This window comes from Chryseobacterium sp. LJ668 (assembly GCF_019613955.1).
Lineage (GTDB): Bacteria > Bacteroidota > Bacteroidia > Flavobacteriales > Weeksellaceae > Chryseobacterium.
On sequence record NZ_CP080443.1, the window covers coordinates 2,559,418 to 2,581,016 of the forward strand.

At 36.1% G+C, this 21,599-nt stretch carries 25 protein-coding genes; 21 read left to right on the plus strand and 4 right to left on the minus strand.

Going from position 1 to position 21,599, the window contains the following annotated elements:
- Positions 1 to 19: 19 nt before the first annotated feature.
- Together K0U91_RS11930 and K0U91_RS11935 are read right to left on the minus strand one after the other, a co-directional pair.
- Positions 20 to 922, minus strand: a complete 903-nt coding sequence (locus tag K0U91_RS11930; protein WP_220179790.1) for a helix-turn-helix domain-containing protein — start codon at positions 920 to 922, stop codon at positions 20 to 22.
- A 43-nt stretch (positions 923 to 965) separates the two neighbouring features.
- On the minus strand, positions 966 to 1,769 hold the full coding sequence (locus K0U91_RS11935) for an SDR family oxidoreductase (protein ID WP_220179791.1): 804 nt from the start codon (positions 1,767 to 1,769) through the stop codon (positions 966 to 968).
- Positions 1,770 to 2,068: 299 nt separating this feature from the next.
- Here K0U91_RS11935 and K0U91_RS11940 point away from each other — a divergent pair, with 299 nt between their 5' ends.
- The 6 genes from K0U91_RS11940 (at position 2,069) to K0U91_RS11965 (ending at position 7,520) form a co-directional block, all read left to right on the plus strand.
- Positions 2,069 to 2,911 (plus strand): alpha/beta fold hydrolase, encoded by an 843-nt coding sequence (locus tag K0U91_RS11940; RefSeq protein ID WP_220179792.1) that lies wholly within the window; start codon positions 2,069 to 2,071, stop codon positions 2,909 to 2,911.
- Between the two features lie 46 nt (positions 2,912 to 2,957).
- Positions 2,958 to 3,809: an alpha/beta fold hydrolase gene (locus K0U91_RS11945; protein WP_220179793.1), complete on the plus strand. Its 852-nt coding sequence runs from the start codon at positions 2,958 to 2,960 to the stop codon at positions 3,807 to 3,809.
- Between the two features lie 404 nt (positions 3,810 to 4,213).
- Positions 4,214 to 4,945: a hypothetical protein gene (locus tag K0U91_RS11950; protein ID WP_220179794.1), complete on the plus strand. Its 732-nt coding sequence runs from the start codon at positions 4,214 to 4,216 to the stop codon at positions 4,943 to 4,945.
- Positions 4,946 to 4,988: 43 nt separating this feature from the next.
- Complete coding sequence (locus K0U91_RS11955) at positions 4,989 to 5,528, plus strand: carboxymuconolactone decarboxylase family protein (RefSeq protein WP_220179795.1); 540 nt, start codon at positions 4,989 to 4,991, stop codon at positions 5,526 to 5,528.
- A 192-nt stretch (positions 5,529 to 5,720) separates the two neighbouring features.
- Complete coding sequence (locus K0U91_RS11960; protein WP_220179796.1) at positions 5,721 to 6,545, plus strand: SDR family NAD(P)-dependent oxidoreductase; 825 nt, start codon at positions 5,721 to 5,723, stop codon at positions 6,543 to 6,545.
- Between the two features lie 84 nt (positions 6,546 to 6,629).
- A complete protein-coding gene (locus tag K0U91_RS11965) occupies positions 6,630 to 7,520 on the plus strand; it encodes a helix-turn-helix domain-containing protein (protein ID WP_220179797.1) in 891 nt (296 codons plus the stop codon).
- Between the two features lie 67 nt (positions 7,521 to 7,587).
- Here K0U91_RS11965 and K0U91_RS11970 read toward each other — a convergent pair whose 3' ends face one another.
- Positions 7,588 to 7,944 carry a winged helix-turn-helix transcriptional regulator gene (locus tag K0U91_RS11970; protein ID WP_220179798.1) on the minus strand — a complete coding sequence of 119 codons (357 nt, stop codon included), beginning with the start codon at positions 7,942 to 7,944 and terminating at the stop codon, positions 7,588 to 7,590.
- A gap of 112 nt (positions 7,945 to 8,056) precedes the next feature.
- On the opposite strand from K0U91_RS11970, the gene K0U91_RS11975 reads away from it, so the two are divergent.
- The 14 genes from K0U91_RS11975 to K0U91_RS12040 all read left to right on the plus strand — a co-directional run bounded on the left by K0U91_RS11975 (position 8,057) and on the right by K0U91_RS12040 (position 19,883).
- Positions 8,057 to 8,941 carry an MBL fold metallo-hydrolase gene (locus K0U91_RS11975; RefSeq protein WP_220571804.1) on the plus strand — a complete coding sequence of 295 codons (885 nt, stop codon included), beginning with the start codon at positions 8,057 to 8,059 and terminating at the stop codon, positions 8,939 to 8,941.
- Between the two features lie 161 nt (positions 8,942 to 9,102).
- Complete coding sequence (locus K0U91_RS11980; RefSeq protein ID WP_220179800.1) at positions 9,103 to 10,179, plus strand: L-dopachrome tautomerase-related protein; 1,077 nt, start codon at positions 9,103 to 9,105, stop codon at positions 10,177 to 10,179.
- Positions 10,180 to 10,207: 28 nt separating this feature from the next.
- The gene (locus K0U91_RS11985) at positions 10,208 to 11,143 is read left to right on the plus strand and encodes an NADP-dependent oxidoreductase (protein ID WP_220179801.1); all 936 of its coding nucleotides are present in this window, start codon (positions 10,208 to 10,210) and stop codon (positions 11,141 to 11,143) included.
- Positions 11,144 to 11,190: 47 nt separating this feature from the next.
- Positions 11,191 to 12,300, plus strand: a complete 1,110-nt coding sequence (locus K0U91_RS11990; RefSeq protein ID WP_220571805.1) for an L-dopachrome tautomerase-related protein — start codon at positions 11,191 to 11,193, stop codon at positions 12,298 to 12,300.
- A gap of 17 nt (positions 12,301 to 12,317) precedes the next feature.
- Positions 12,318 to 12,731 carry a cupin domain-containing protein gene (locus tag K0U91_RS11995; protein ID WP_079466188.1) on the plus strand — a complete coding sequence of 138 codons (414 nt, stop codon included), beginning with the start codon at positions 12,318 to 12,320 and terminating at the stop codon, positions 12,729 to 12,731.
- Positions 12,732 to 12,773: 42 nt separating this feature from the next.
- A complete protein-coding gene (locus K0U91_RS12000) occupies positions 12,774 to 13,577 on the plus strand; it encodes an acetolactate decarboxylase (RefSeq protein ID WP_220179803.1) in 804 nt (267 codons plus the stop codon).
- A 484-nt stretch (positions 13,578 to 14,061) separates the two neighbouring features.
- On the plus strand, positions 14,062 to 14,865 hold the full coding sequence (locus tag K0U91_RS12005; RefSeq protein WP_220179804.1) for a helix-turn-helix domain-containing protein: 804 nt from the start codon (positions 14,062 to 14,064) through the stop codon (positions 14,863 to 14,865).
- Positions 14,866 to 14,957: 92 nt separating this feature from the next.
- The gene (locus K0U91_RS12010; RefSeq protein ID WP_220179805.1) at positions 14,958 to 15,536 is read left to right on the plus strand and encodes a Crp/Fnr family transcriptional regulator; all 579 of its coding nucleotides are present in this window, start codon (positions 14,958 to 14,960) and stop codon (positions 15,534 to 15,536) included.
- Positions 15,537 to 15,648: 112 nt separating this feature from the next.
- Complete coding sequence (locus K0U91_RS12015) at positions 15,649 to 16,506, plus strand: SDR family oxidoreductase (protein ID WP_220179806.1); 858 nt, start codon at positions 15,649 to 15,651, stop codon at positions 16,504 to 16,506.
- Between the two features lie 213 nt (positions 16,507 to 16,719).
- Positions 16,720 to 17,718 (plus strand): VOC family protein, encoded by a 999-nt coding sequence (locus K0U91_RS12020; protein ID WP_220179807.1) that lies wholly within the window; start codon positions 16,720 to 16,722, stop codon positions 17,716 to 17,718.
- A gap of 57 nt (positions 17,719 to 17,775) precedes the next feature.
- On the plus strand, positions 17,776 to 18,219 hold the full coding sequence (locus K0U91_RS12025; protein ID WP_220179808.1) for a nuclear transport factor 2 family protein: 444 nt from the start codon (positions 17,776 to 17,778) through the stop codon (positions 18,217 to 18,219).
- A gap of 59 nt (positions 18,220 to 18,278) precedes the next feature.
- Positions 18,279 to 18,914 (plus strand): nitroreductase family protein, encoded by a 636-nt coding sequence (locus K0U91_RS12030; RefSeq protein ID WP_220179809.1) that lies wholly within the window; start codon positions 18,279 to 18,281, stop codon positions 18,912 to 18,914.
- Positions 18,915 to 18,943: 29 nt separating this feature from the next.
- Positions 18,944 to 19,321 carry a putative quinol monooxygenase gene (locus K0U91_RS12035; RefSeq protein ID WP_220179810.1) on the plus strand — a complete coding sequence of 126 codons (378 nt, stop codon included), beginning with the start codon at positions 18,944 to 18,946 and terminating at the stop codon, positions 19,319 to 19,321.
- 205 nt (positions 19,322 to 19,526) lie between these two features.
- Positions 19,527 to 19,883, plus strand: coding sequence for a response regulator transcription factor (locus tag K0U91_RS12040; RefSeq protein WP_220179811.1), 357 nt, complete (start codon positions 19,527 to 19,529; stop codon positions 19,881 to 19,883).
- Positions 19,884 to 20,345: 462 nt separating this feature from the next.
- Here the strand turns inward: K0U91_RS12040 and K0U91_RS12045 are convergent, their stop codons facing one another.
- The gene (locus tag K0U91_RS12045) at positions 20,346 to 21,086 is read right to left on the minus strand and encodes a 3-oxoacyl-ACP reductase family protein (RefSeq protein WP_220179812.1); all 741 of its coding nucleotides are present in this window, start codon (positions 21,084 to 21,086) and stop codon (positions 20,346 to 20,348) included.
- Positions 21,087 to 21,237: 151 nt separating this feature from the next.
- On the opposite strand from K0U91_RS12045, the gene K0U91_RS12050 reads away from it, so the two are divergent.
- On the plus strand, positions 21,238 to 21,588 hold the full coding sequence (locus K0U91_RS12050) for a winged helix-turn-helix transcriptional regulator (RefSeq protein WP_220179813.1): 351 nt from the start codon (positions 21,238 to 21,240) through the stop codon (positions 21,586 to 21,588).
- Positions 21,589 to 21,599 lie beyond the last annotated feature (11 nt).

The window sequence follows — 21,599 nt, forward strand, 5'->3', positions numbered from 1 at the left end:
TTGATAAAATTAATAATTTCTAATTTTTCCTGAAATGAAGTGGCGATAATCCTGTCTTCGTTTTGAATATTTTCGAGAAATGAGAAGGATGTTCAAATCCGAGCTCATACGCAATTTCACTGATGGATTTTGAAGTTCCAAGCAACAAGTTTTTTGCTTTCTCAACCAACTTGAGATGAATATGTTCAATCGTTGTTTTCCCGGAATATTTGGTGAGAAGGTCAGATAAATAATTAGATGAAAGATGAAGGTTTTCTGCGAAATATTTCACTTCGGGAATCCCTTTGTCAATCAGATTAGCATCATCAAAATACTGATTAAGCAATTGTTCAAAATTCTGAAGAATATCGCTGCTCACCTTTGACCTTGTAAAAAACTGCCTTTCGTAGAAACGATCACAATAGTTGAGGAGTAGCTCAATATTATTTAAAATCAAACCTTGTGTATGGCGGTCGATGTTTTTAGAATATTCTGCTTCGATGGTAGAAATTATCGTCACAAGCGTCTTCTTTTCCTCATCAGAAACGTGCAGTGCTTCATTGCTTCCGTAGTCAAAAAAAGTATAGTTCCGAATCTTTTTACCCAATTCGGAACCATAAATAAAATCCGGATGAAACGCCAGAAACCAACCTTCATCAATTTCAGTATCAGAACTTGGTTGCATTACCTGGTCTGGTGCAGTGAACATCAAAGCGCCTTCCTGAAAATCATAATCTGAACGACCATATTTCAAGCTGCCGTGGAATTTTTTGTAAACAACCGTATACAAACTCAGATGATAAAAATGATGCGCAAAATCCACATCTTTTCTCTTTATTTTTGTAAGGTCGATTACAGTAACCATAGGATGTTTCGGACTTTCAAGACTGTAATATTGATGAAGGTCTGCAATCGAATAAATGTTGATGAATGATTCCGGCATTTTCTTGGAATTTGTAATGATAAAGTTAAATATTATTAAGGCATTACTCGTGCATCAGTCTTAAAAAATCCTCTTCTGAATTCTTGTTTTTCAAATCGATATAGAACTTTGCATCGTCTCCAATAGGGTATCTCAATTTGGATTGATTGTCGGTCGCAGCTTCAAAAATTGTTTCCGCCACTTCTTCTGTAGTCGCTTTGGCTAAATGTTCCGTCCGTTTTGTAAACTTTGGGATGAAAGCTGCCAATTCGGTATTGTAATCTTCAATCGTATTCTGAATCATCTCCATTCCGTTTCTGAAATTGGTTGCAACGCTTCCCGGTTCCACAATTTTAACGGAAATTCCAAAAGATGACAATTCAAAATGCAACGCTTCAGAAAAACCTTCAACGGCAAATTTTGAACTGTTGTATAAACTTGCAAACGGTCCCGCTGTAACACCTCCGAAAGATGAAATGTTGATGATAACGCCGCTTTTTTGTTTTCTCATCGCCGGTAAGACGACCTTGATCATATTCATCAAACCAAAAACATTGACCTCAAATTGCTTTTGAATCTGAGATTCATCCGAAGATTCAAAAACGCCCATCAAACCGTAACCCGCGCTGTTGATGAGAACATCAATTGTTTTAAACTTTTCAATTCCCTGTTCAACTGCATTTTTAATGCTGGAAGAATCTGTAACATCCAGTTTTACCAAAAGCAGATTTTCGATATTCTTTAATTCTTCTTCTTTTTCCGGAGAACGCATTGCGGCAATGACATTCCAGCCTTGGTTTTGAAACAATTTCACAGATGCTTTTCCGAATCCTGATGATGCCCCTGTTATTAATACTGTCTTTTTCATAATAAATGATTTAATATTTCTGAGTACAAATTTCTTTCAAACCGCTGTAGATGATTTGATGATTATAGGGAAACACTTATACATTTCTCTGATTTGATGTATTCAAGTCTTCTTTATAATTAATCCTAAAAATTTTAAAAAGATATTTCCGTCATTTTGTGCTACAAATCCGCTGAAACGGACAATCCATTACATACAGTTGGATACTAACTTTGACCTATCAAATAACAGTAAAAAAAAATTAAACTGATTATTAGAAGAGAATTTTATTACAGAATAAAAATTAAAAAAAATAGATTATGGGAACTTTAGAAAATTTAGCAGTAAACGCACCAACACAGTACATCAATGTAAACGGAACCAACTATGCTTACCGTAGATTTGGAAAAAATACAGGTATTCCAATCATAGGTTTTCAGCACTTTACCGGAACTTTGGATAATTGGGATCCTATCATTGCCAATGGTTTGGCACAGGACAGAGAAGTGATTATTTTCGACAATAAAGGTGTAGGAAACAGCGATGGCAAAACTCCTGACAATGTTCTGGAGATGACAAAAGATGCCATTAAATTTATAAAAGCTTTAGGAATTGAAAAATTTGATGTTCTGGGTTTTTCTCTTGGAGGATTTATAGCGCAATATCTGGGCGTTCAGTACAGTGAGATGGTTAGAAAAATCGTTATGGTCGGAACAGCACCGCAAGGCGCAAAAGTATTGGAGGAATTTTATGATTTGATTGGGCGGGGGTCACAATTGAGTCCGTCTGAATTGTTCTTGTACATCTTTTTTACAAAATCTGAAAAAAGCCTTTCCAAAGGAAAAGAAACCCTGCAGCGTTTGTTTGAAAGATCAAAAGACAGAGATAAAGACACCGCTGAAAAATCAGTAATGGCACAGGCAAAAGCAATTACGGATTGGGGAAAAACGTCAGACATTAATATTTCTGAAATTAAACATCCTGTTCTTATTATTCAGGGAAGTAATGACGAGATGATGGATTCTGATACTTCATACGAAATATTCAAAAGTATTCCGAACGCAGTACTTTCTTACTATCCAGATTCGGCACACGGCTCATTCTTCCAATATCCCGAAATGTTTGTCAGCCAAGCCAATCAATTTTTAAACAACTTTGAATAATCATTAAAGTAAAAAACTTTAAAATTCTAATATTAAAATCAATACTATGAAAACATCATCCAACGCAGAGACTCAATTTGCAGAAATCAATGGAAACAAAATCGCTTACCGTACGTTCGGAAACGGAACGCCATTATTTTTCATCAACAGATTCAGAGGAATTATCGACACCTGGGATCCATTATTTGTGGATGCTTTGGCAGAAAAAAATACAGTGATTCTTTTTGATTATCCTGGAATTGGAAGCTCGGAAGGTGAGTTGCCATTAGACGTTTTGGAAGTGGCTAAAACTGTTCCTGCGTTGGCAGATTATTTGGAAATTGATAAATTCAACGTTTTGGGTTGGTCTTACGGCGGGTTGGTAACGCAATCTGTAACATTCCAAAATCCACACCGTGTTTTGAAAACTGTTTTAATTGGAACCAATCCTCCGGGAGTGAATGAAATTCCTATAGAACCTGTATTTTTTGAACACGCTTTGAAGTCAGAAAATGATTTGGAGGACGAATATTATCTGTTCTTCGAGCCCTCTTCAGAAAAAAGCAGACAGGCAGCCAGAGAATCACACGATAGAATAGCTGAACGGTTGGATAAGTCATTAATTCCTTCAACACCGGAGCTTTTCCAAAGATATTTCGCGGGTTCTACTCCATTTAAAGAAGATAAATTAAACTTCCGTAATGGCTATAGAACCTTGAAAACGGCAGTTCTGATTATTTCAGGTGACCACGATATCAGCTTTGCCACCGAAAACTGGTTTCCATTATTGAAAAATGCACCAGCAATGCAACATATTATTATGAATGACGCTGGGCACGGACCGCATCATCAATATCCAGAATTGGCAAGCGGATACATTAATCATTTCTTAAAACAATCTATTGTGTTAATGCATTAGTGCTGTTCCTATAAATCTTTTAAATATGTTACTGTCCAAAAGATTATAAAAATTATTTTGACTACCAGATCTTGAAGGATTTTATAATGGATTGATTAAATTAATTTTAACCATCAAGTAAAGCATTTTAATTGCATTTAGTGGTTCTACCCATAAAACACAAACGCTACTTATAATTAAGTGGCGTTTTCTGTTATTTGGACTATGAAATCAACTTCAATTTGAGAGGTTTTATTTGTCCAGCAGTTCGTTGTGTCTGTTTTATTTTAAATAAAAATATATTTCGTGATTCTGTGCTATTCTTCCGCTCAAATGGGCAAGGAAGTCGGGGAGTGGTTGACCGAACTTTGTCTCAACAAAATGAAACAATTGACAATCATTATTAACAATAAAAAATTAAGACAATGAATACTTCAACACAGGAATTAATAAACAAAATAATGAAAGCACACGGTGGAGAAAGTGCTTCAAAATTTCAAAATGTAAAAATTAGCACCAATATTGGTGGTGTGGTTTGGGGAATGAAAGGTTATGAAAATCCATTGCAGAATGTCATCTTCGAAGGTTCTCTGACTGAACAGAAAAGCAGCTGGAAAAACATTTTCAAAGAAGGTTACAAATCTACTTTTGAACCCAATAAAGTTCAGCTTTTTGATGACAACGGAACTTTGATTGAAGATTTAAATAATCCGAGAGAATCTTTCGAAGGTCATACAGTAGAAACACCTTGGACGAGAGCTCAACTGATTTATTTTTCCAGCTATGCAACGTGGAATTACACCACAACACCATTCAATTTTCTGATTCCTAGCGTTGAAATTAACCAACTTGATTCCTGGAATGAAAACGGCGAAATTTTGGACAGATTAGAAGTGATTTATCCCGAAGGTTTTGCGACACACAGCAAACATCAAATATTCTATTTCAATGAAAATGGATTATTGAAACGCCACGATTACTGGCCGGAAGTTTTGGGAGGTTCGTCTGCCACACAAATTATTGAGGATTATAAAAATTTCAATGGCGTGAATACCGGAACCAAAAGAAATATCTACGTTCTGAACGATTCAGACAACTCTTACAATACAGATTTCAGTTTGGTAACCATCGATATTTTGGATGTAGCTTTCGAATAAAAAATTAATTGAATAAATAATAATTAACATTAAATCAAAAAAAATGAAAACAATTACAGTTCCAGGCAAAGAACAACTTTCAGCAGAATCCCAAACTATTCTTGAATCCGTTGAGAAAAAAATGGGTAAAATCCCGAATCTTTATGCCACAATCGGCTATTCTTCGTCAGCATTAAAAGCAATGCTGGAAACCGAAGTAACACTTTCTCACAATTCATCGTTTACGGCAAAAGAAAGAGAAGCCATCAATCTGATTGTTTCGCAGGTCAACGATTGTGATTACTGTCTGGCAGCCCACACAACGATTGCTAAAATGAGAGGATTTACAGAAGAGGAAACCATTGCCATCAGAAAAGCACAATATTCAGATGATAAATTAAATTCAGTCATAAAATTAGCGAAGTCAATTGCCGAAAGTAAAGGTTCAGCCGACGATTCTGAATTACAAAATTTCTTCGAAGCTGGTTATGATGAAAAAGCGTTGATTGATTTGACAGCCTTGATTGCTTTGAGAAGTTTTACCAATTATGTTTTTGCCAATACGCAGATTCCGATTGATTTTCCTTTGGCGCAGGCGATTTAATACAGTTTTTAGTTTAGTTTAGTTTAGTTTAAGTTGGAAGTCTTTTGATGAAAATCAAAGGGCTTTTTTTATTTAAAATTTAAAAAAATATTGCCAACGTCATTTTGTGCTATTATTCAGCTGAAACGGACTACCCAAATTTTTACGCTGAGACTAACTTTGTCTTATAAAATAACACTAAAAAATAAAACAATGAGCAAAGTAATTTTTATAACAGGCGCATCAAAAGGATTTGGAAAACTATGGGCAGAAGCACTGTTGAAAAGAGGCGATAAAGTAGCAGGAACTGCAAGAAATATTTCTGCTTTGGATGACTTGAAGTCAGAATATGGCGACCAGATTTTGCCTTTACAATTGGATGTCAACAACCGTTCAGAAGTTTTTGAAACAGTAGAAAAAATCGAAAAACATTTCGGAAAAATTGATGTTTTGATTAATAATGCAGGATTCGGATTATTCGGAACGACGGAAGAGACTACTGAACAACAAGCGAGAGACCAAATGGAAACTAACTTCTTCGGTTCACTTTGGGTGGCACAGGCAGTTTTACCGATAATGAGAAAGCAAAAAAGCGGTCATATCATTCAGGTTTCAAGCTTTTTGGGATTAACGACTTTACCGCTTTTAGGATTGTACAACGCTTCAAAATTTGCTGTGGAAGGTTTGATCGAAACTTTGGGAAGTGAAACTGCTCATTTCGGAATTAAAACCACTTTGATTGAACCGAACGGTTTTGCAACAGATTGGGCCGGAGCATCAGCAGTTCAAACTTCTTCAGATATTGCGGACTACAATCCGGTGCGTGCAGCGTTTGCAAAAAGCGGAGATAATCCCGATACTTGGGGAAAACCAGAAGCTACGGTAGAACCTATTTTGGATCTTATTGATAATCAAAATCCTCCACAGAGATTATTGTTCGGTAAAATTGCTTATCACGTTGTCAATGAAGTCTATAAAAAGCGTTTGGAAGATATTGAAAACTGGAAAGAAGTGAGTACCTCGGCGCACGGACATTAAGTTTAGAATATCTTGAAAAATAAGACTTAGATTTTTAAAGATAAAATTCAGATATTATTTAAATTAGATTAAAATTAAAATCCAATGCAACATTATAAAACTTTGACCGAACTGCATTTGGGCAATACCTGGAGCGCTCCTGAACATCCGCTTTTCAGTATGATTGGCTGTCAGTCAGAATGCACTTTGGGAAATCGGGAATTCACGACAGATTGTTACGTGATTGCTTTCAAGAAAATAAAATCCGGCGTTTTTATGTATGGCAGAACGCCCTACGACCACAACAACGGCAGTATGTTTTTCGCAAAACCTCGCCAAATCATCGAAATGAATGATTTGGAATTTGAAGAGACGGGCTATATGCTAATGATTCACGAGGATTATCTCAATGGTCACGAGCTTTTCAAAGAAATAGAGAAGTACAGCTTTTTTGATTATGAAGTGACCGAAGCGTTGCATCTTTCGCCAAAAGAAGAGCAGATTATTTTGGAACTTCACGAAAAAATCAAAGGCGAATATTTCAATAATCCTGATGAATACAGTCGTGAGATTATTCTCAGTCACATTTCATCTATTCTGAAATATGCGCAACGTTTTTATAAAAGACAATTTATAGATCGTGCACAAGTGACGGGGAAAACTGCTTCTAAGTTCAATGATGCTTTGAAAAAATACATCAGTGAAGGGCAGTTGGAAAAAAACGGACTTCCGAATGTAGCACACTTGGCCGACCAGCTTTTTGTTTCGCCACGGTATTTGAGTGATTTATTGAAACAGGAAACAGGAAAAACTGCGATGGAACTGATTCATATTTTTCTAATTTCCGAAGCCAAAAATCTTTTAAGACTGAAGGAAAAAGGCATTACAGAAATTGCCTATGAATTAGGTTTTGAAAATGCTTCGTATTTTACCAGATTGTTCAAAAAACAGACGGGAATGAAACCTCTGGAATTCAGAAATATGAATTTGAATTAGTCATATATATTTAATAAATAATCAAATCCTCCTTTCATTGATTGGAGGATTTTCTATGTTTTAACTTTTAATTTCCAATAACTTTTTTACGATGCTCCACGCCCCAGTCTTTGAGTTCCATAATTACTTTTTCCAGCGATAGGCCGTGTTCTGTAATTTCGTATTCCACGGTTGGTGGGAAAGTATCGTGGACAGTTCTTGTCAGTAAATAATTGATTTCTAATTCTTTGAGTTCCTTGGATAGAACACGGTCAGTAATTCCGGAAATTTCACGGGATATTTCTTTAAATCTTTTACTCCCAAAAGACAACGAAACAATGATTGGTAATTTCCATTTTCCTTTCAAAATTTCCAAAGCATCTTTAATCGGAAGCATAATTTCCTGACAGTCTTTTTTCTCAATATTATCTGAAGCTTTAGCCATACTATTTTATTTAATATCCTAAATAATAGTGCTATCAAAAAAGATAGTAATATGTTTTGGATAGTTACTTACTTTAATTTTGTATCAACAAATTTATAAAAAAATGAATACAATGCACGACATTAAAAATTCAGGATATTTTACATTTCCATTGGGCAAGTTACAGGTCTTTATTTTCACAGATGGAGAATCTGTGATAGAAAATATCCAGCCGACTTTTGCTCCAAATATAGAACAAGCCGAAGTTGAAAGTTTCCTGAAACAACGTTTTTTATCTACCGAAAAACTTACTTTGGCAGGAAATGTTCTTTTAGTAATGAAAGAAGATAAAATTATTTTAATTGATACCGGATGCGGACAGAAATTAGGTCCAAGCAGTGGAGAATTAATAGAAAATCTGATTTTAGCCGGAATTGAGCCCGAAGATATTACGGATATCGTTCTCACTCACGCTCATCCCGACCACATTGGCGGAATTGTAAAAGCAGACGATTCTTTGGCTTTCCCTAATGCGAAAATTTATCTTTCAAAAAAAGAATACGATTTTTGGACTGCCGAACACCCTGATTTTTCAAAAGGAACACAGGACGCTATTGCAGATTTTGAAATTCAGTTCGCCAAACATCATCTTGCAATGATTGATTCTGAGATTCAGTTTTACGACGATGAGGCAGAATTATTCGGATTTTTAAAACTTGAAAATGCACCGGGACACACTCCGGGACATACTTTAATTACAATTTCATCCGACGGAGAAGAGTTGATTCATATCGCAGATACTTTTCAGCATATTTTATTGGTGGAGCATCCGGAATGGGGAAATCAGATTGATTCTGACTTTGAATTAGGTATTAAAACCCGTCAACAGATATTGGAAAAATTATCATCAAACAAACAATTATTCTTTGGCGACCATTTGCCTTTTCCGGGTTTAGGTTTTATTCAAAAAACGGAGGAAGGTTATTCTTATGTGCCCAAATCGTTTTATACCATTTAATGTAAATCTTTACAAACATCAACTAATCCTCCTGACTCAAGGGAGGATTTTTCATTTCAGGAAATCTGTGCTATTCTTTCGCTGAAATGAGCTATTTATTGGTGGTGATTCATTCTAAATTTGTCCGATCAAAATGATTGAAACAGATAAATTAAATTATTATGAAAACAAAAATACTTGCAGTGAGCCTATTTTTATCACTTTTAAATCCGGTAAATGCGCAACTACAAAAAGTGGCAGTTTCCAATGCCGTTTGGAATGGCGTTACCACCAGCAAAGATGGAAGAATATTTGTCAATTTTCCAAGAATCGAAGGCGATAACGGAATGAGAATCGGAGAAGTGTTGAAAAACGGAAAAGTAATTCCTTATCCCAATGAAAACTGGAACAACTGGAAAGCGGGAGCCGACGTGAATGAAAAGTTTGTAAGAACCAATTCTCTCAGAATAGGACCAGACGGATTGCTTTGGGTTGTAGATACCGGAACGCCGGCGATGGGACAAAATCCTTTGGCTGGAAATGCTTCAAAATTAGTTTCAATCAATCTTAAAACCAATAAAATTGTTCAAATTATTCCTTTAGCTCAAGTTTCAAAAGCTTCCACATTTATCGATGATTTGAGAATTTCGGGTAATACAATTTATCTCACGGATGCAGGAGAACCGGCGTTAATTATTTTGGATAAAACGACAGGAAAGGGAAGAAGGGTTCTGGAAAAATATCACTCCACGGTTGACAATATTCCGATAAAAGCTGAGGGAGAGATTATGAAAGACAATGGTGGAAATGAAGTCAGAATTCACGCAGACCAATTAGAAATTTCGCCCGATGGAAAATGGCTTTATTTTCAGCCTGCAAGCGGACCGCTTTGGAAAGTGGAAACACAATATCTGAATAATCCCAAAATCAGTGAAACGGAACTGGAATCAAAGGTTTCATTATTCTACAACACCCCATCAACAGGCGGAACTGCCATCGATGCAGACGGAAACATCTACGTTAGCGATGTCAATCTCAAACAAATCATAAAAATTAGTCCTGACGGAAAGGAAAGTCTGGTCATCAAAGATGAAAGATTGCTTTGGGCAGACGCTTTATGGATTGATGATAACGGCTATTTATGGATTCCAACTGGTCAATTGAATCGTCTTTCGGCATTTCAAAAAGGGGTAAATAAAGTAAAATTTCCGGTCACGATTTATAAACTGAAAATAGGAGCAAAACCAACAAGAAATTAGATTAAAAATTAATATTAAATAAGATAGTATGAAAGCAATTGTTTTAAAAACAGCAGGAAACGTAGAAAATTTAGAATACGTTGAATTGGAAAAACCAAGCATCAAAGACGGAGAAGTTTTGGTAAAAGTAAAAGCCATCAGCATCAATCCGGTGGATGTAAAAAGCCGTCAGGGAAAAGGAGTTTACGGAAGAATCAAAGAAGAAAATCCATTGATTTTGGGTTGGGATATTTCCGGAATTGTGGAAGAAAGTAAAAGTGAAACTTTCAAAGTTGGCGATGAAGTTTTCGGAATAGTCAATTTTCCGGGACACGGAAAAGCGTATGCAGAATTTGTAACAGCTCCGGCAAATCAATTGGCTTTAAAACCAAAAAATATTTCCTTTGAAGAGGCTTCAGCAAGTACTTTGGTGGCGCTTACGGCTTATCAGGCTTTGGTTCATAATGCCAATATTCAGAAGGGTCAAAATGTTTTGGTGCACGCAGCTTCCGGAGGCGTTGGACATATCGCGGTGCAGTTGGCGAAGCATTTGGGTGCCAATGTTACCGGAACTTCTTCCGCAAAAAACAAAGATTTTGTCTTGAGTTTAGGTGCCGATTCGCACATCGATTATCAAGGTTTTGATTGGAAATCGGCAGGAAGAACTTTCGATTTCGTCTTAGATACCATTGGCGGAGAAAATATCGACCATTCTCTGGAAGTGACGAAGGAAGGCGGTTCCATTATCAGTATTCCGACCGGATTGAATGAAGAAGTAACGGCAAAAGCAGAAGCAAAAGGCGTGAAAGGTTATTTTATTTTGGTACAGTCCAATGGCGAGGATATGAAACAAATCGCTCATCTTTTGGAAATCGGAGCCATCAAACCACACGTTTCAAAAACTTTTCCTTTTGAACAAATGAGAGAAGCTCATCTTGAACAGGAAACGGGAAGAACGGTTGGTAAAATCGTAGTGACATTATAATTCTATTAATGATAAAAATTAAAGAAATGAGCTTTAAAAATTTAACAATGATAGGTATTACGATGCTTTCGCTGATTGCCTGTAATAAATCGCCCAATCAAAATTCCGGTAAACCTGGAGACGGAATTTTAACTGATAAAAATGCGAAGTTGGAAGAAGTTTTTGCTGATAGCACGTATCAATTAACGGGTGTCGCAGTTGCAAAAGACAACAGGGTTTTCGTGAATTATCCGTATTGGTTAGACAATCACAGCTATTCTGTTGTGGAAATCAAAGATGGAAAACCTGTTCCGTATCCCAATGCAGAATGGAACAGCTTTAAAAAAGGTGAGGACGGACAAAATAAATTTGTAACGGTACAGTCTGTAGTGACCGATGATAAAGGGTTTCTTTGGGTAGTAGATGCGGCGGGAATCGGTCTTGGAAAAATGTATCAGCACAGTGCGAAGGTCTTAAAAATCAACTTAGCCACAAATAAAATTGAGAAAATCTACAGATTTCTTGAAAATGTGGTGGGTGAAGATGTTTACATCAATGATATTCGTGTTGATAATCAAAATGGTTTTGCGTATTTGACCAATTCAAATACGGGCGGAATTGTTGTTTTAAATATCAACAGCGGAGAATCTAGACTGGTTTTAGTGAATTCTCTATCGGTAAAATCTGACCCGAATTATCATTTTTCACCGTTGGGAACCGAGCTTAAAAAAGGCGATGGTTCTCTCTTAAAAGTAAATTCTGACGGGATTGCGTTAACGCCTGATAATCAATATATTTATTATAAACCTTTAAGTGATAACCGTTTGTACAGAATTAAAACCGATTTGCTGAGAGATTTCAAAACGCCTGAAACTGTTTTAGAGAAAAATGTAGAAGATTTGGGCAAATTCATCACAACAGACGGTATGATTTTCGACAAAAAAGGAAACCTTTATTTTGGAGATTTGGAGAAAAGTTCAATCGTTAAAATCACACCGGATTTAAAAATGCAAACCATTGTTCAGGATAAAGATAAACTGATTTGGCCAGACAGTTACAGCATTTCTGATGATGGTTATTTATACATTTCCAATTCGCAGATTCAGCTGATGCCTTGGTTTCATAATGGAAAAGAAGAATTCAAAAAGCCTTTTAAAGTTTTCAGGATTAAGATTTAAATCAAAAAATTAATAAAATGAAAAAAATAGTTTTAAGCTTAGCAAGTCTTACAGCAACAATGTTATCGGCACAAAATGTACAGACATTTACATTAAAAAAATTGCCTTCAAAACCCGTGAATGAACTTTTGACCCGTGGAATGATTTCCGGAGAACAGGGAACCATCGGTTATTTTACCTACAAAAAAGGCGCAGTCGTTCCAACGCATCAACATATCAATGAGCAGTACTCTCTAATCACAAAAGGTAGTGTAAAAGTGAAAATTCTGGACAAAGAATATATCGTAAAAGCGGGTGACGGAATTATCATTCCACCCAATGTACCCCACAGTTTCACCGCTTTGGAAGACGATACGATTGATATTGATTTCTTCACTCCTTCCAGAACAGACTGGATTGAAGGGAAAGACAATTATTACGAGAAAAAATAATTTTGAATCTAAATTAATTCTAACAAACATTACAAAATTATTATGAAAAAAATATTTTTAAAACTCGCTTTGCTGGTTGCATTAGTGCCTTTGGTTTCGTGTACTGTAAAACAAATCAAAACCGCTAACAAAAAAAGCGCTCCAAACGAAAGAATGTGGCATTATTCTACGATTGATGCGATGCGACGAGGTATTTACGAAGGAACGCATACCGTAAAAGAATTAAAAGGCCACGGAGATTTTGGACTGGGAACATTCAATCATCTCAATGGAGAACTGATTGCATTAGACGGAATTATCTATCGTATTCCGCCATCAGGAAAAGTGGAAGTAGCTTCGGAAAATTTGAAATCGCCTTTTACCTCGCTCACATTTTTCAAAGCAGATTTGGTTAAAACAATCAATTTTACAGGAACTTTTGAGGAATTGCAGGAAAAAATTCTACCAATGCTGTCCACTCAAAATTTACCGTACGCCATAAAGATAGAAGCTAAGTGGTCTGACATTACAGTGGGTGGAGCAGACCCTATTTCTCCTACCGACACTACCGAACTTGCAACATTGATGAAAGCAAGACCTCAGTATAAATCAGAAAATATAAATGGAACAATGGTGGGCTATTTCACACCTTCTTTGTTAAGTAATGTGGATTTGTCTCCGTTTCATTTTCATTTTATTTCTGACGACAGAACATTTGCAGGACATCTGATGTCCGGTCAACTCAAGAATGCTGAAATCAAAATTTATCTGAATGAGAAAAGCGGATATGATGTTGAATTATTGCGGGATAATGGTAGGTTCCGTCACTTGAAGTTTGAGAGTAAAGGTGATTCTTCGGCATATTAATATTTAAATTTTAAATATGGATTTGGGAAAGGCTCATATTAAAATTTGTAAATCTTAATTTGGATTATTCTGGATTTAAAAATAAAAAAAAATGGCGCCACTTGTCTTAAAGTGGCGCCATTTGGCTGTTGGTGACCAAGACGAGCGTATCTTCAAACACTTTTATCGATGATTTGGTTCGATTGAGCCAAATTAAGCAAGAATTGCAAAACGCCTGTTTATCAAATAATTTTTTTTAGTTTTTGTCCATTGCAATTTAATTTTAAAAATTAAGAACAATCAGCAATGGAGTAGTAAGTCGTTCTTTGGCTGTGCTTGTCTTGTACCTGTAACCGAAGAGATATTGAAATATTTGCTCAATGATTTTCAAAGAATGTTAGATTTTTTTTGAGTAATTACAATATTAGTGAAACCAAAAGTAATAAGATCTAACAACTACATATTGACTTTATTCCGATATTGAGTAGGCGCTTTTATTTTCGCTATGAGCAATAAAATAGAAACTCCTGATATTGTCTATTCCTGTCATCACGATGTGAGCAGAAAGGGCGAAAATTTTGTTCCGAAACATACGCTTTCGTATGACATTTCGGGTAGTTTTGTATTAGCAGATGATAAAGAAAATTACAAGGCAAATTCAGGAGATTTTAATTTGATCAGAAAAAACCAATTGGTGAAGTTTGTCAAAATTCCACCTGAAAATGGTGTTTTTGAAAGTATGAATGTCTATTTGAGTGATGAGAATTTAACTAATTTTTCAAAAGAATATCAATTGAAAGCTGAACATTCAATTACCACAAAACCTCTCATTCCAATCAAAGTAAATGGAGTTCTTCAGAATTTTATGACTTCTTTAAAAATGATTCTTGAAAGTGATTTGAAAAATCAATCCTTAATAGATTTAAAAATAAAGGAACTTCTTTTGATTTTATTACAGTCGCAACCAGAACTGAAAAATATTCTTTTTGATTTTTCCGAACCTTTCAAAATTGATTTGGAAGCGTTTATGAATCAAAATTACCGCTACAATGTCAATCTCGACCGTTTCGCATATCTGACGGGAAGAAGTCTCGCGACATTCAAACGTGATTTTGAAAAAGTTTTTCAAACTTCGCCACACAAATGGATTTTACAGAAACGTTTGAAAGAAGCTCATTTTCTTCTTAAAGAAGGCAAATCTGCATCAGACATTTTTGTTGATCTGGGTTTTGAAGACCTTTCTCATTTTTCTTATGTTTTCAAAAAACAGTTTGGTTACAGTCCCACGAAAATTCAGGTAATGAGATGATTATAATTTCTAATGCAGCAGTTATTTTAGATTTAAGTTTAAATAAATTTATCCTTTTAAATTTCTAAATTTGCACTATAAGCATGAAATAGATGTTCGAAATTTTCCAAAAATACCTTACCGATAAAATTGAACTTTCCAACACCGAATTAGAATTGATACAATCGGTCTGCAAAGAGAAAAAGCTTCGCAAAAAACAATTTCTCTCGCAGGAAGGCGAGGTCTGGCATTACAATGCGTTTATCTGTAGAGGATTGGTGAAAACTTTCTCCATTGCTGAGAATGGTACAGAACACATCATCAATTTTGCGCCCGATAATTACTGGACCGGCGACCGTGAAAGTCTGACAAACGGAACACCCTCTCGTTTGAATATTGATGCAATAGAACCTACTGAATTAATCTTAATCGAAAAACCTGATTTTGAAAAATTATGTTTAGAAATTCCACAGCTTAATCAGTTGGTCAATCAGCTTATTCAGAAAAGTTTTATTGTTTCGCAAGGCAGAATCTTAGCCAATATCAGCTTTACCGCAGAGGAAAAATATGATAATTTTCTTTTGAAATATCCTAATATCGTCAACCGAATCCCTCAGCATATGATTGCTTCCTATATTGGCATCACGCCGGAAACCCTTACCAGACTACGTAGAAATAAGGTTAAGAAATAATAAATTTATTTCATTGACATTTGTTTGGAATTTTTTCAAGCTTTTATCAATGGAATATAACGTCCTGTTGTTCCAATTTTGTCTTATTAAATAACAATCAAAATTTAAAAAGATGAACAAGACAATTTTTATCACAGGAACAAGTACAGGATTTGGGAAATTAACCGCAACAACACTTGCTAAAGCAGGCTATACCGTCATTGCAGGAATGCGTGGCGTGACCGGTAAAAATGAAGCAGCGGCAAAAGAACTGGAAGCAATACACAATATTCACGTCATTGAAATCGATGTCACAGACGACCAATCGGTAACCAATGCTTTTGCCGAAACATTAGAGAAATTTGGAAAAATAGATGTGCTGATCAACAACGCCGCAGTTTCCGGTTTTGGATTACTGGAAGCATATAGTCTTGACAAAATACGTCAGATGTTTGAGGTTAATTTTTACGGCGTTATCCGAACTTATCAAGCGGTATTGCCATCGATGCGTGAGCAGAAAAGTGGTTTGATTATCAATATTAGTTCAGGGGCAAGCGCCCATACATCGCCTTTTATGATTCCCTATTTTGCATCGAAGTTTGGTGTGGAAAGTATAACGGAAGGTCTGCAGGATGAACTCAAACAATTTAATATTGAAAACGTTTCTATCCAACCCGGCGTTTATCCGACCGAAATAAACACGGGTCAAAAAACCGGAGTAAATGCAGATAAACCTGAAATTGCAAGTCTTTATGATCCTGTGGCGACAGAGCAGTTCAATGCCATTGGTTCCGCCTTATTCGGTAAGATGAAAGAGTTCAATATGGATCCTCAAACGATTGCAGACGGAATTCTGGAATTGATACAGATGAAACAAGGTTCCCGTCCTCTACGCTTTCCGCTGGACGCTGTTGCGCAAGGAACAGATCTCGAATTTATCAATGCCAGAGCTGAACTTAAAGCTAAATGGCTGGCAAAATATAACGATTAATTACTTTCTAAAGAATTAAAAAGGGTTGAAGAATTTTTACTTCAACCCTTTTTTGTTTTTGGTTTTTGTTGAATTTAAAATGATCGTTTTTTTTCAATAAGATTTAATTTCATTGACATTTGTTTGTTTTTTTTTCAAGCTTTTGTCAATGGAAGAAGGCCGTCAAATGGTAGAAATTTGCTTTATCAAATAACAACAAAAAAATCAAATAAGATGAGCAATTTAAAAAAACAAATCAAAGCAACTGCAATGGCAAGCGCATTATTGGTATCAGCTTCAGTTTCTAGTCTTGGCGCACAACAGAAAGCAGGAATTCTTGGAGTGGATCATGTTGGAATCAATGTTCCGGATATGGATCAGGCAGTTAACTTCTTTACAGATGTTTTAGGCTTTTCTGCGGTTACGACATTAGGACCGATTCCTTTAGATGATGTTTGGAAAAAGAACAATCATATGCAGTCCGGAACTGGTGCGGTAACCATCAAAATGGTAAAAGCCGGAACGGGTGCCAATATCGAATTATTCCAATATCAGGATAATAAAGGCAGCAAACAATTCCCTGGCGGTGATGATCTTGGTGCAAGCCACATCGCTTTTTACACTGATGACATCAAGCAAAGTGTAACATTTTTAAAAAGTAAAGACGTACAGTTTTTGGGTGACCCATTTCTAATGCCGTCCGGCGATACAGAAGGCGAAACCTGGGTTTATTTCTTAACACCTTGGGGCGCAAAAATGGAACTGGTTTCCTATCCCAACGGAAAAGGTTACGAAAAAAATAAACCTACTACAGTTCTTTGGTCACCAAAAGATGTTCATTCATCAAAATCAGAAATTAGTTCAAAAACTCTGTCAGAATCAGAAATCCTTTCATTAGTTGAAACACACCTTGCCATTTGGAATGAAAGTGATCTGAAGAAACGTGAAGCTTTGATGAAAAAAGTTTATGCAGATAACATCGAAATGGTAGACAGTCATTTCATTGCAAAAGGGTTTAAAGAGATCAACGGTTTTGTGGAAGATCTGCAGAGAAAAGCGCCCGGATCCAAATTCACTCACATTAAAGCGATTGATGTCAATCACAATATTGCACGACTATTCTGGCAAAACGGAACACCGGAAAAAGCTGATGCAGTAACCGGAATGGATCTTTTCGTCTTCGAGAACGGAAAAGCGGTTAAACTCTATGTTTTTGTGGACAGCAAAAAATAATCTTCAAATTAAAATCAATCAAAATCTACTCAATAATAACATTTAAAATTATCAATTATGAAATCTTCAATCATCAACGCAAATTCAAAAAACGAAACATTGATCCGTGAATTGTACAGAATCGCAGAAATTCAGGATACAAAAGGATTTGTTGACCTGTTCGCAGAAGACGGCTACTTCTGGGATGTCTCTGCCGGAACCAAATATTATGGGGAAGACATCGGTAAAACGGTCGATGTTTATGCAACAGCTTTTCCTGATATGCACAGAGAATTATATGACTTATATGTCCTTGAAGATGAAAATACGGTCGTTGTGGAATTATCTCTGAACGGAACACACAAGGGTTCGCTACAATTGCCTTCCGGAACGATTGAAGCTACAGGAAAAACAATGCAGACGCCTTGTTGTGACGTTTTTAAAATCGAAAATGGAAAAATAAAATCATTTCATTGTTACACAGCAGCAACAATTATGTTGGGACAATTAGGACTTTTTTAAACTCAAATCAGGATGAATTATTTTATTCATTCATCCTGATTTTAAAAATATTATAAATAATGGAAAATATTATTGACATTTTGAACTGGCGGTATGAGGCGAAAAGAATGACGAGCGAAAAGGTGGCAGATGAAAAAATCAATACCATTTTGGAAGCTGCTCATTTGGCGCCTTCAGGCATTGGTTTACAGCCTTATGAGATAATCGTTATCAACAACCCTGAAATCAAAGAACAGATCTTACCGATTGCTATGAATCAATCCGTAGTCACCGAATCATCACATCTGTTGGTTTTCGCCGTTTGGGATGAATATACAAAGGAAAGGATCGACCACGTTTTTGATCATCTCGTTTTAAAACGACATTCTGAATCTGCATCTTATGAAAGACAACGGCATTTTGCCAAACAGTTCTTCGGAAATATGAGCATTGAAGAGAATTTCCATCACGCTGCAAAACAGGCCAATATCGCATTGGGTCTGGCAATTACGGCAGCAGCTTCATTAGAAATCGATACTACACCGATGGAAGGTTTTGATCCTTTGGCTCTTGACGAACTTTTAGATTTGCACTCAAAAGGACTAAGAAGTTCGATGCTTTTGGTAGTTGGCTATCGGGACAAAGAAAATGACTGGAATCTGAAGAATAAAAAAGTACGCAAACCGATGGAAGAGTTTGTGACTTTTTATAAATAAGAAATCACTACAATTTTTAAAAAATTAAAATGGAAAATAATATAAAACCAGGAACATCAAACAGCCACAACAAAACACAAACAACAGGAATCACGGTCAGCGCTTACTACAAAGTTCATTCGGAAGACAGACAAATATTTATTGATGCCGTCATCCCCGAAATGATTGCTGCAAATAAACTGGAAGGCTGTATTTACTATGCATTTTCACAGGATCTGACCGATGAAAATACCTTTCACCTTTTGGAAGGTTGGGCAGATGAAGCCGCTTATGAAAATCACGAAAATTCGGAAACGTTTTTAACCGCTTTAAGTACCGTTGTAAAAAATCTGAGAATACTGGATAGAGAGGGAGTTCGTTATGATATTTCGAAAATGCATATCGACGACCCGAGAGGAAAAGTATGATACTGGTGCCTATAGCAACATATTAGTGGTAATTTTTTGCTAGAGATGTTGATACTTAAGTATATTGTAATAATAGGCTATCTGTAAAATTGACTTCAGACAATGGTAAATCTTTAGGCAGTACTTGATATGAAAAAAAATAGTAGATCGACAAAAAGTTAGTCAGAAAATATATTATTGGTTTCTTTATTGCTAAATCAAAAATATGAGAAAAATATTTTTAGTAGAAGACGACCCTGGAATTCGCGATACATTAGAGATATTATTAACAACTGAAGGATTTTTGGTTCAATCTTTTGGAGCAGTTGCAGAATTTAACAATAGGGATAAAAGCATCTTACCGGATCTATTTCTTTTTGATGTAATGTTACCTGACGGTTCGGGCATCGAACTATGCAGGGAAATTAAAAATGATAAAAAAAGTGAAAATCTACCTGTCATTATTATGAGTGCACACGCTGATCTGGAGGATGTTTTTTATGAGTGTATCCCAAACGATTTTATACCAAAGCCCTTTGATATAGATGACCTAATTTTACGAATTAGTAAGATTTTAAGTTGATTTTAATTGTACATACCGGCATTCAAGTTATGTTATTCTTGTTTAATTCAGAGATATGCATTGCACGCTGATTTGCATTTGGGTTTAAGAAAACGAGTTTTCAGGCAGTTGAAAAATGCATAGGAAAATGGCAGAAAAAACGGACCGAGACCGATTGATGAAGACCTTCTAAATTTTCAAAACTTTTTCATAGATGTCGATGCCATTAAAAATGAAAAAGAAAAACTGACCGTTTGTGCCGGAAGACAGGAGTTAAATTACGGAAGCGAAGGTTGATTTCGGTTCGTGAAGGTCCGAATTTAGGACCCCTATTTTAACGGACTGAAACTGATGTATAAAAAGGGAATTTTAAATCGGATGCTTTTATGATGATGGCGAATGAAATTAATACCGGAGTTTTTAAATCAAAAAAAACCACCAATCATCTGCTGCTAGGTGGTTTTCAAATATTTATTAAAAATGTTAACTGACAAGTCCACCATCAACATTGATGCTGGTGCCGGTGATGAATTTTGCCTGTGGACTGGCTAAAAAAGCAGCCAACTCGGCAACGTCAGATTTGGTTCCGTAACTTCCCAAAGCAATGAAGGAACGTAAAAAATCTGCAAATTGAGAATCTGCAGGGTTCATCTCCGTATCTATAGGGCCCGGCTGAACTGTATTTACGGTGATTTTGCGGGCAGCGAGGTCACGTGCAACTCCTCTGGTAAAACCTGCAACAGCAGCCTTAGTCATTCCATAAACCGCTGTTCCTGGGAACATCGCTCTTTCAGCGGCGGTGCTTCCGATAGTGATGATTCTTCCCTCATCATTCATCAACGCTGCAACTGCCTGAGTCACCACAAAAACACCACGGATATTTACCGCAACCAATCTGTCGAAATCGTCAAGGCTGACTTCGTATAAGGTCGCACCACCTCCCAATCCTGCATTGTTCACCAGAATATCAAAGTTTCCCAATTCTCTATGAGCCTGCTCAACAGCATTAAGGATAGACTCGGCATTTGAACTGTCTGCTTTTATTGGCAGCACTTTGATTTCTTCGTTGCTCAGTTCAGAGGCCAAAAGATTGGCTGTCTCTTCAGAGCTGGCATAGGTAAATGCGACGTTTACCCCTTCAGATACAAACTTGCGGACAATTTCCTGTCCGATTCCTCGACTTCCGCCGGTTACAAAAGCAACCTTATTTTTTAGGTTTTGCATATTATTTTTTTTTAATTGAATTTTTAAAATTTCATTTTTTTAACATCACAAAATTAATTCAATAGTTTACTTTTGGCAAGTAGCTACTATTTTGTACCTTAGCTACCAAATAGTAACTAATATTGATAATGAACCTTTTATATTTTTGATAATGCAAGAAAAAATTCAAAAAAAAATATTGCCCAATTCAAAATGTGGCGTTGAGTATGCCTTTAAAAGAATTGGTGGTAAATACAAGGCTAGAATTTTATGGCATCTTGGTGAAAGTGAAATCCTGCGCTTCGGTACTTTAGGCCGGGTTTTACCTGATGTAAGCAGCAAAATGCTGACCCAGGCACTGCGTGAACTTGAAACGGATGGCTTGATTATAAGAAAAATGTATTACGAAGTGCCACCTAAAGTAGAATATTCTTTATCAGCAACAGGCAAATCACTCATTCCTTTTCTGGTGCATCTTAATGATTGGTCGCAGTCTCAAATGGCGAAAGAGGAAAAGATTTAAGCGCGTAGAAG

Excerpts from the sequence above, each read along its gene's own strand:
- K0U91_RS11930 (WP_220179790.1), bottom strand. The coding sequence starts at position 922 with ATGCCGGAATCATTCATCAACATTTATTCGATTGCAGACCTTCATCAA.
- K0U91_RS11935 (WP_220179791.1), bottom strand. The coding sequence starts at position 1,769 with ATGAAAAAGACAGTATTAATAACAGGGGCATCATCAGGATTCGGAAAA.
- K0U91_RS11940 (WP_220179792.1), top strand. The coding sequence starts at position 2,069 with ATGGGAACTTTAGAAAATTTAGCAGTAAACGCACCAACACAGTACATC.
- K0U91_RS11945 (WP_220179793.1), top strand. The coding sequence starts at position 2,958 with ATGAAAACATCATCCAACGCAGAGACTCAATTTGCAGAAATCAATGGA.
- K0U91_RS11950 (WP_220179794.1), top strand. The coding sequence starts at position 4,214 with ATGAATACTTCAACACAGGAATTAATAAACAAAATAATGAAAGCACAC.
- K0U91_RS11955 (WP_220179795.1), top strand. The coding sequence starts at position 4,989 with ATGAAAACAATTACAGTTCCAGGCAAAGAACAACTTTCAGCAGAATCC.
- K0U91_RS11960 (WP_220179796.1), top strand. The coding sequence starts at position 5,721 with ATGAGCAAAGTAATTTTTATAACAGGCGCATCAAAAGGATTTGGAAAA.
- K0U91_RS11965 (WP_220179797.1), top strand. The coding sequence starts at position 6,630 with ATGCAACATTATAAAACTTTGACCGAACTGCATTTGGGCAATACCTGG.
- K0U91_RS11970 (WP_220179798.1), bottom strand. The coding sequence starts at position 7,944 with ATGGCTAAAGCTTCAGATAATATTGAGAAAAAAGACTGTCAGGAAATT.
- K0U91_RS11975 (WP_220571804.1), top strand. The coding sequence starts at position 8,057 with ATGCACGACATTAAAAATTCAGGATATTTTACATTTCCATTGGGCAAG.
- K0U91_RS11980 (WP_220179800.1), top strand. The coding sequence starts at position 9,103 with ATGAAAACAAAAATACTTGCAGTGAGCCTATTTTTATCACTTTTAAAT.
- K0U91_RS11985 (WP_220179801.1), top strand. The coding sequence starts at position 10,208 with ATGAAAGCAATTGTTTTAAAAACAGCAGGAAACGTAGAAAATTTAGAA.
- K0U91_RS11990 (WP_220571805.1), top strand. The coding sequence starts at position 11,191 with ATGATAGGTATTACGATGCTTTCGCTGATTGCCTGTAATAAATCGCCC.
- K0U91_RS11995 (WP_079466188.1), top strand. The coding sequence starts at position 12,318 with ATGAAAAAAATAGTTTTAAGCTTAGCAAGTCTTACAGCAACAATGTTA.
- K0U91_RS12000 (WP_220179803.1), top strand. The coding sequence starts at position 12,774 with ATGAAAAAAATATTTTTAAAACTCGCTTTGCTGGTTGCATTAGTGCCT.
- K0U91_RS12005 (WP_220179804.1), top strand. The coding sequence starts at position 14,062 with ATGAGCAATAAAATAGAAACTCCTGATATTGTCTATTCCTGTCATCAC.
- K0U91_RS12010 (WP_220179805.1), top strand. The coding sequence starts at position 14,958 with ATGTTCGAAATTTTCCAAAAATACCTTACCGATAAAATTGAACTTTCC.
- K0U91_RS12015 (WP_220179806.1), top strand. The coding sequence starts at position 15,649 with ATGAACAAGACAATTTTTATCACAGGAACAAGTACAGGATTTGGGAAA.
- K0U91_RS12020 (WP_220179807.1), top strand. The coding sequence starts at position 16,720 with ATGAGCAATTTAAAAAAACAAATCAAAGCAACTGCAATGGCAAGCGCA.
- K0U91_RS12025 (WP_220179808.1), top strand. The coding sequence starts at position 17,776 with ATGAAATCTTCAATCATCAACGCAAATTCAAAAAACGAAACATTGATC.
- K0U91_RS12030 (WP_220179809.1), top strand. The coding sequence starts at position 18,279 with ATGGAAAATATTATTGACATTTTGAACTGGCGGTATGAGGCGAAAAGA.
- K0U91_RS12035 (WP_220179810.1), top strand. The coding sequence starts at position 18,944 with ATGGAAAATAATATAAAACCAGGAACATCAAACAGCCACAACAAAACA.
- K0U91_RS12040 (WP_220179811.1), top strand. The coding sequence starts at position 19,527 with ATGAGAAAAATATTTTTAGTAGAAGACGACCCTGGAATTCGCGATACA.
- K0U91_RS12045 (WP_220179812.1), bottom strand. The coding sequence starts at position 21,086 with ATGCAAAACCTAAAAAATAAGGTTGCTTTTGTAACCGGCGGAAGTCGA.
- K0U91_RS12050 (WP_220179813.1), top strand. The coding sequence starts at position 21,238 with ATGCAAGAAAAAATTCAAAAAAAAATATTGCCCAATTCAAAATGTGGC.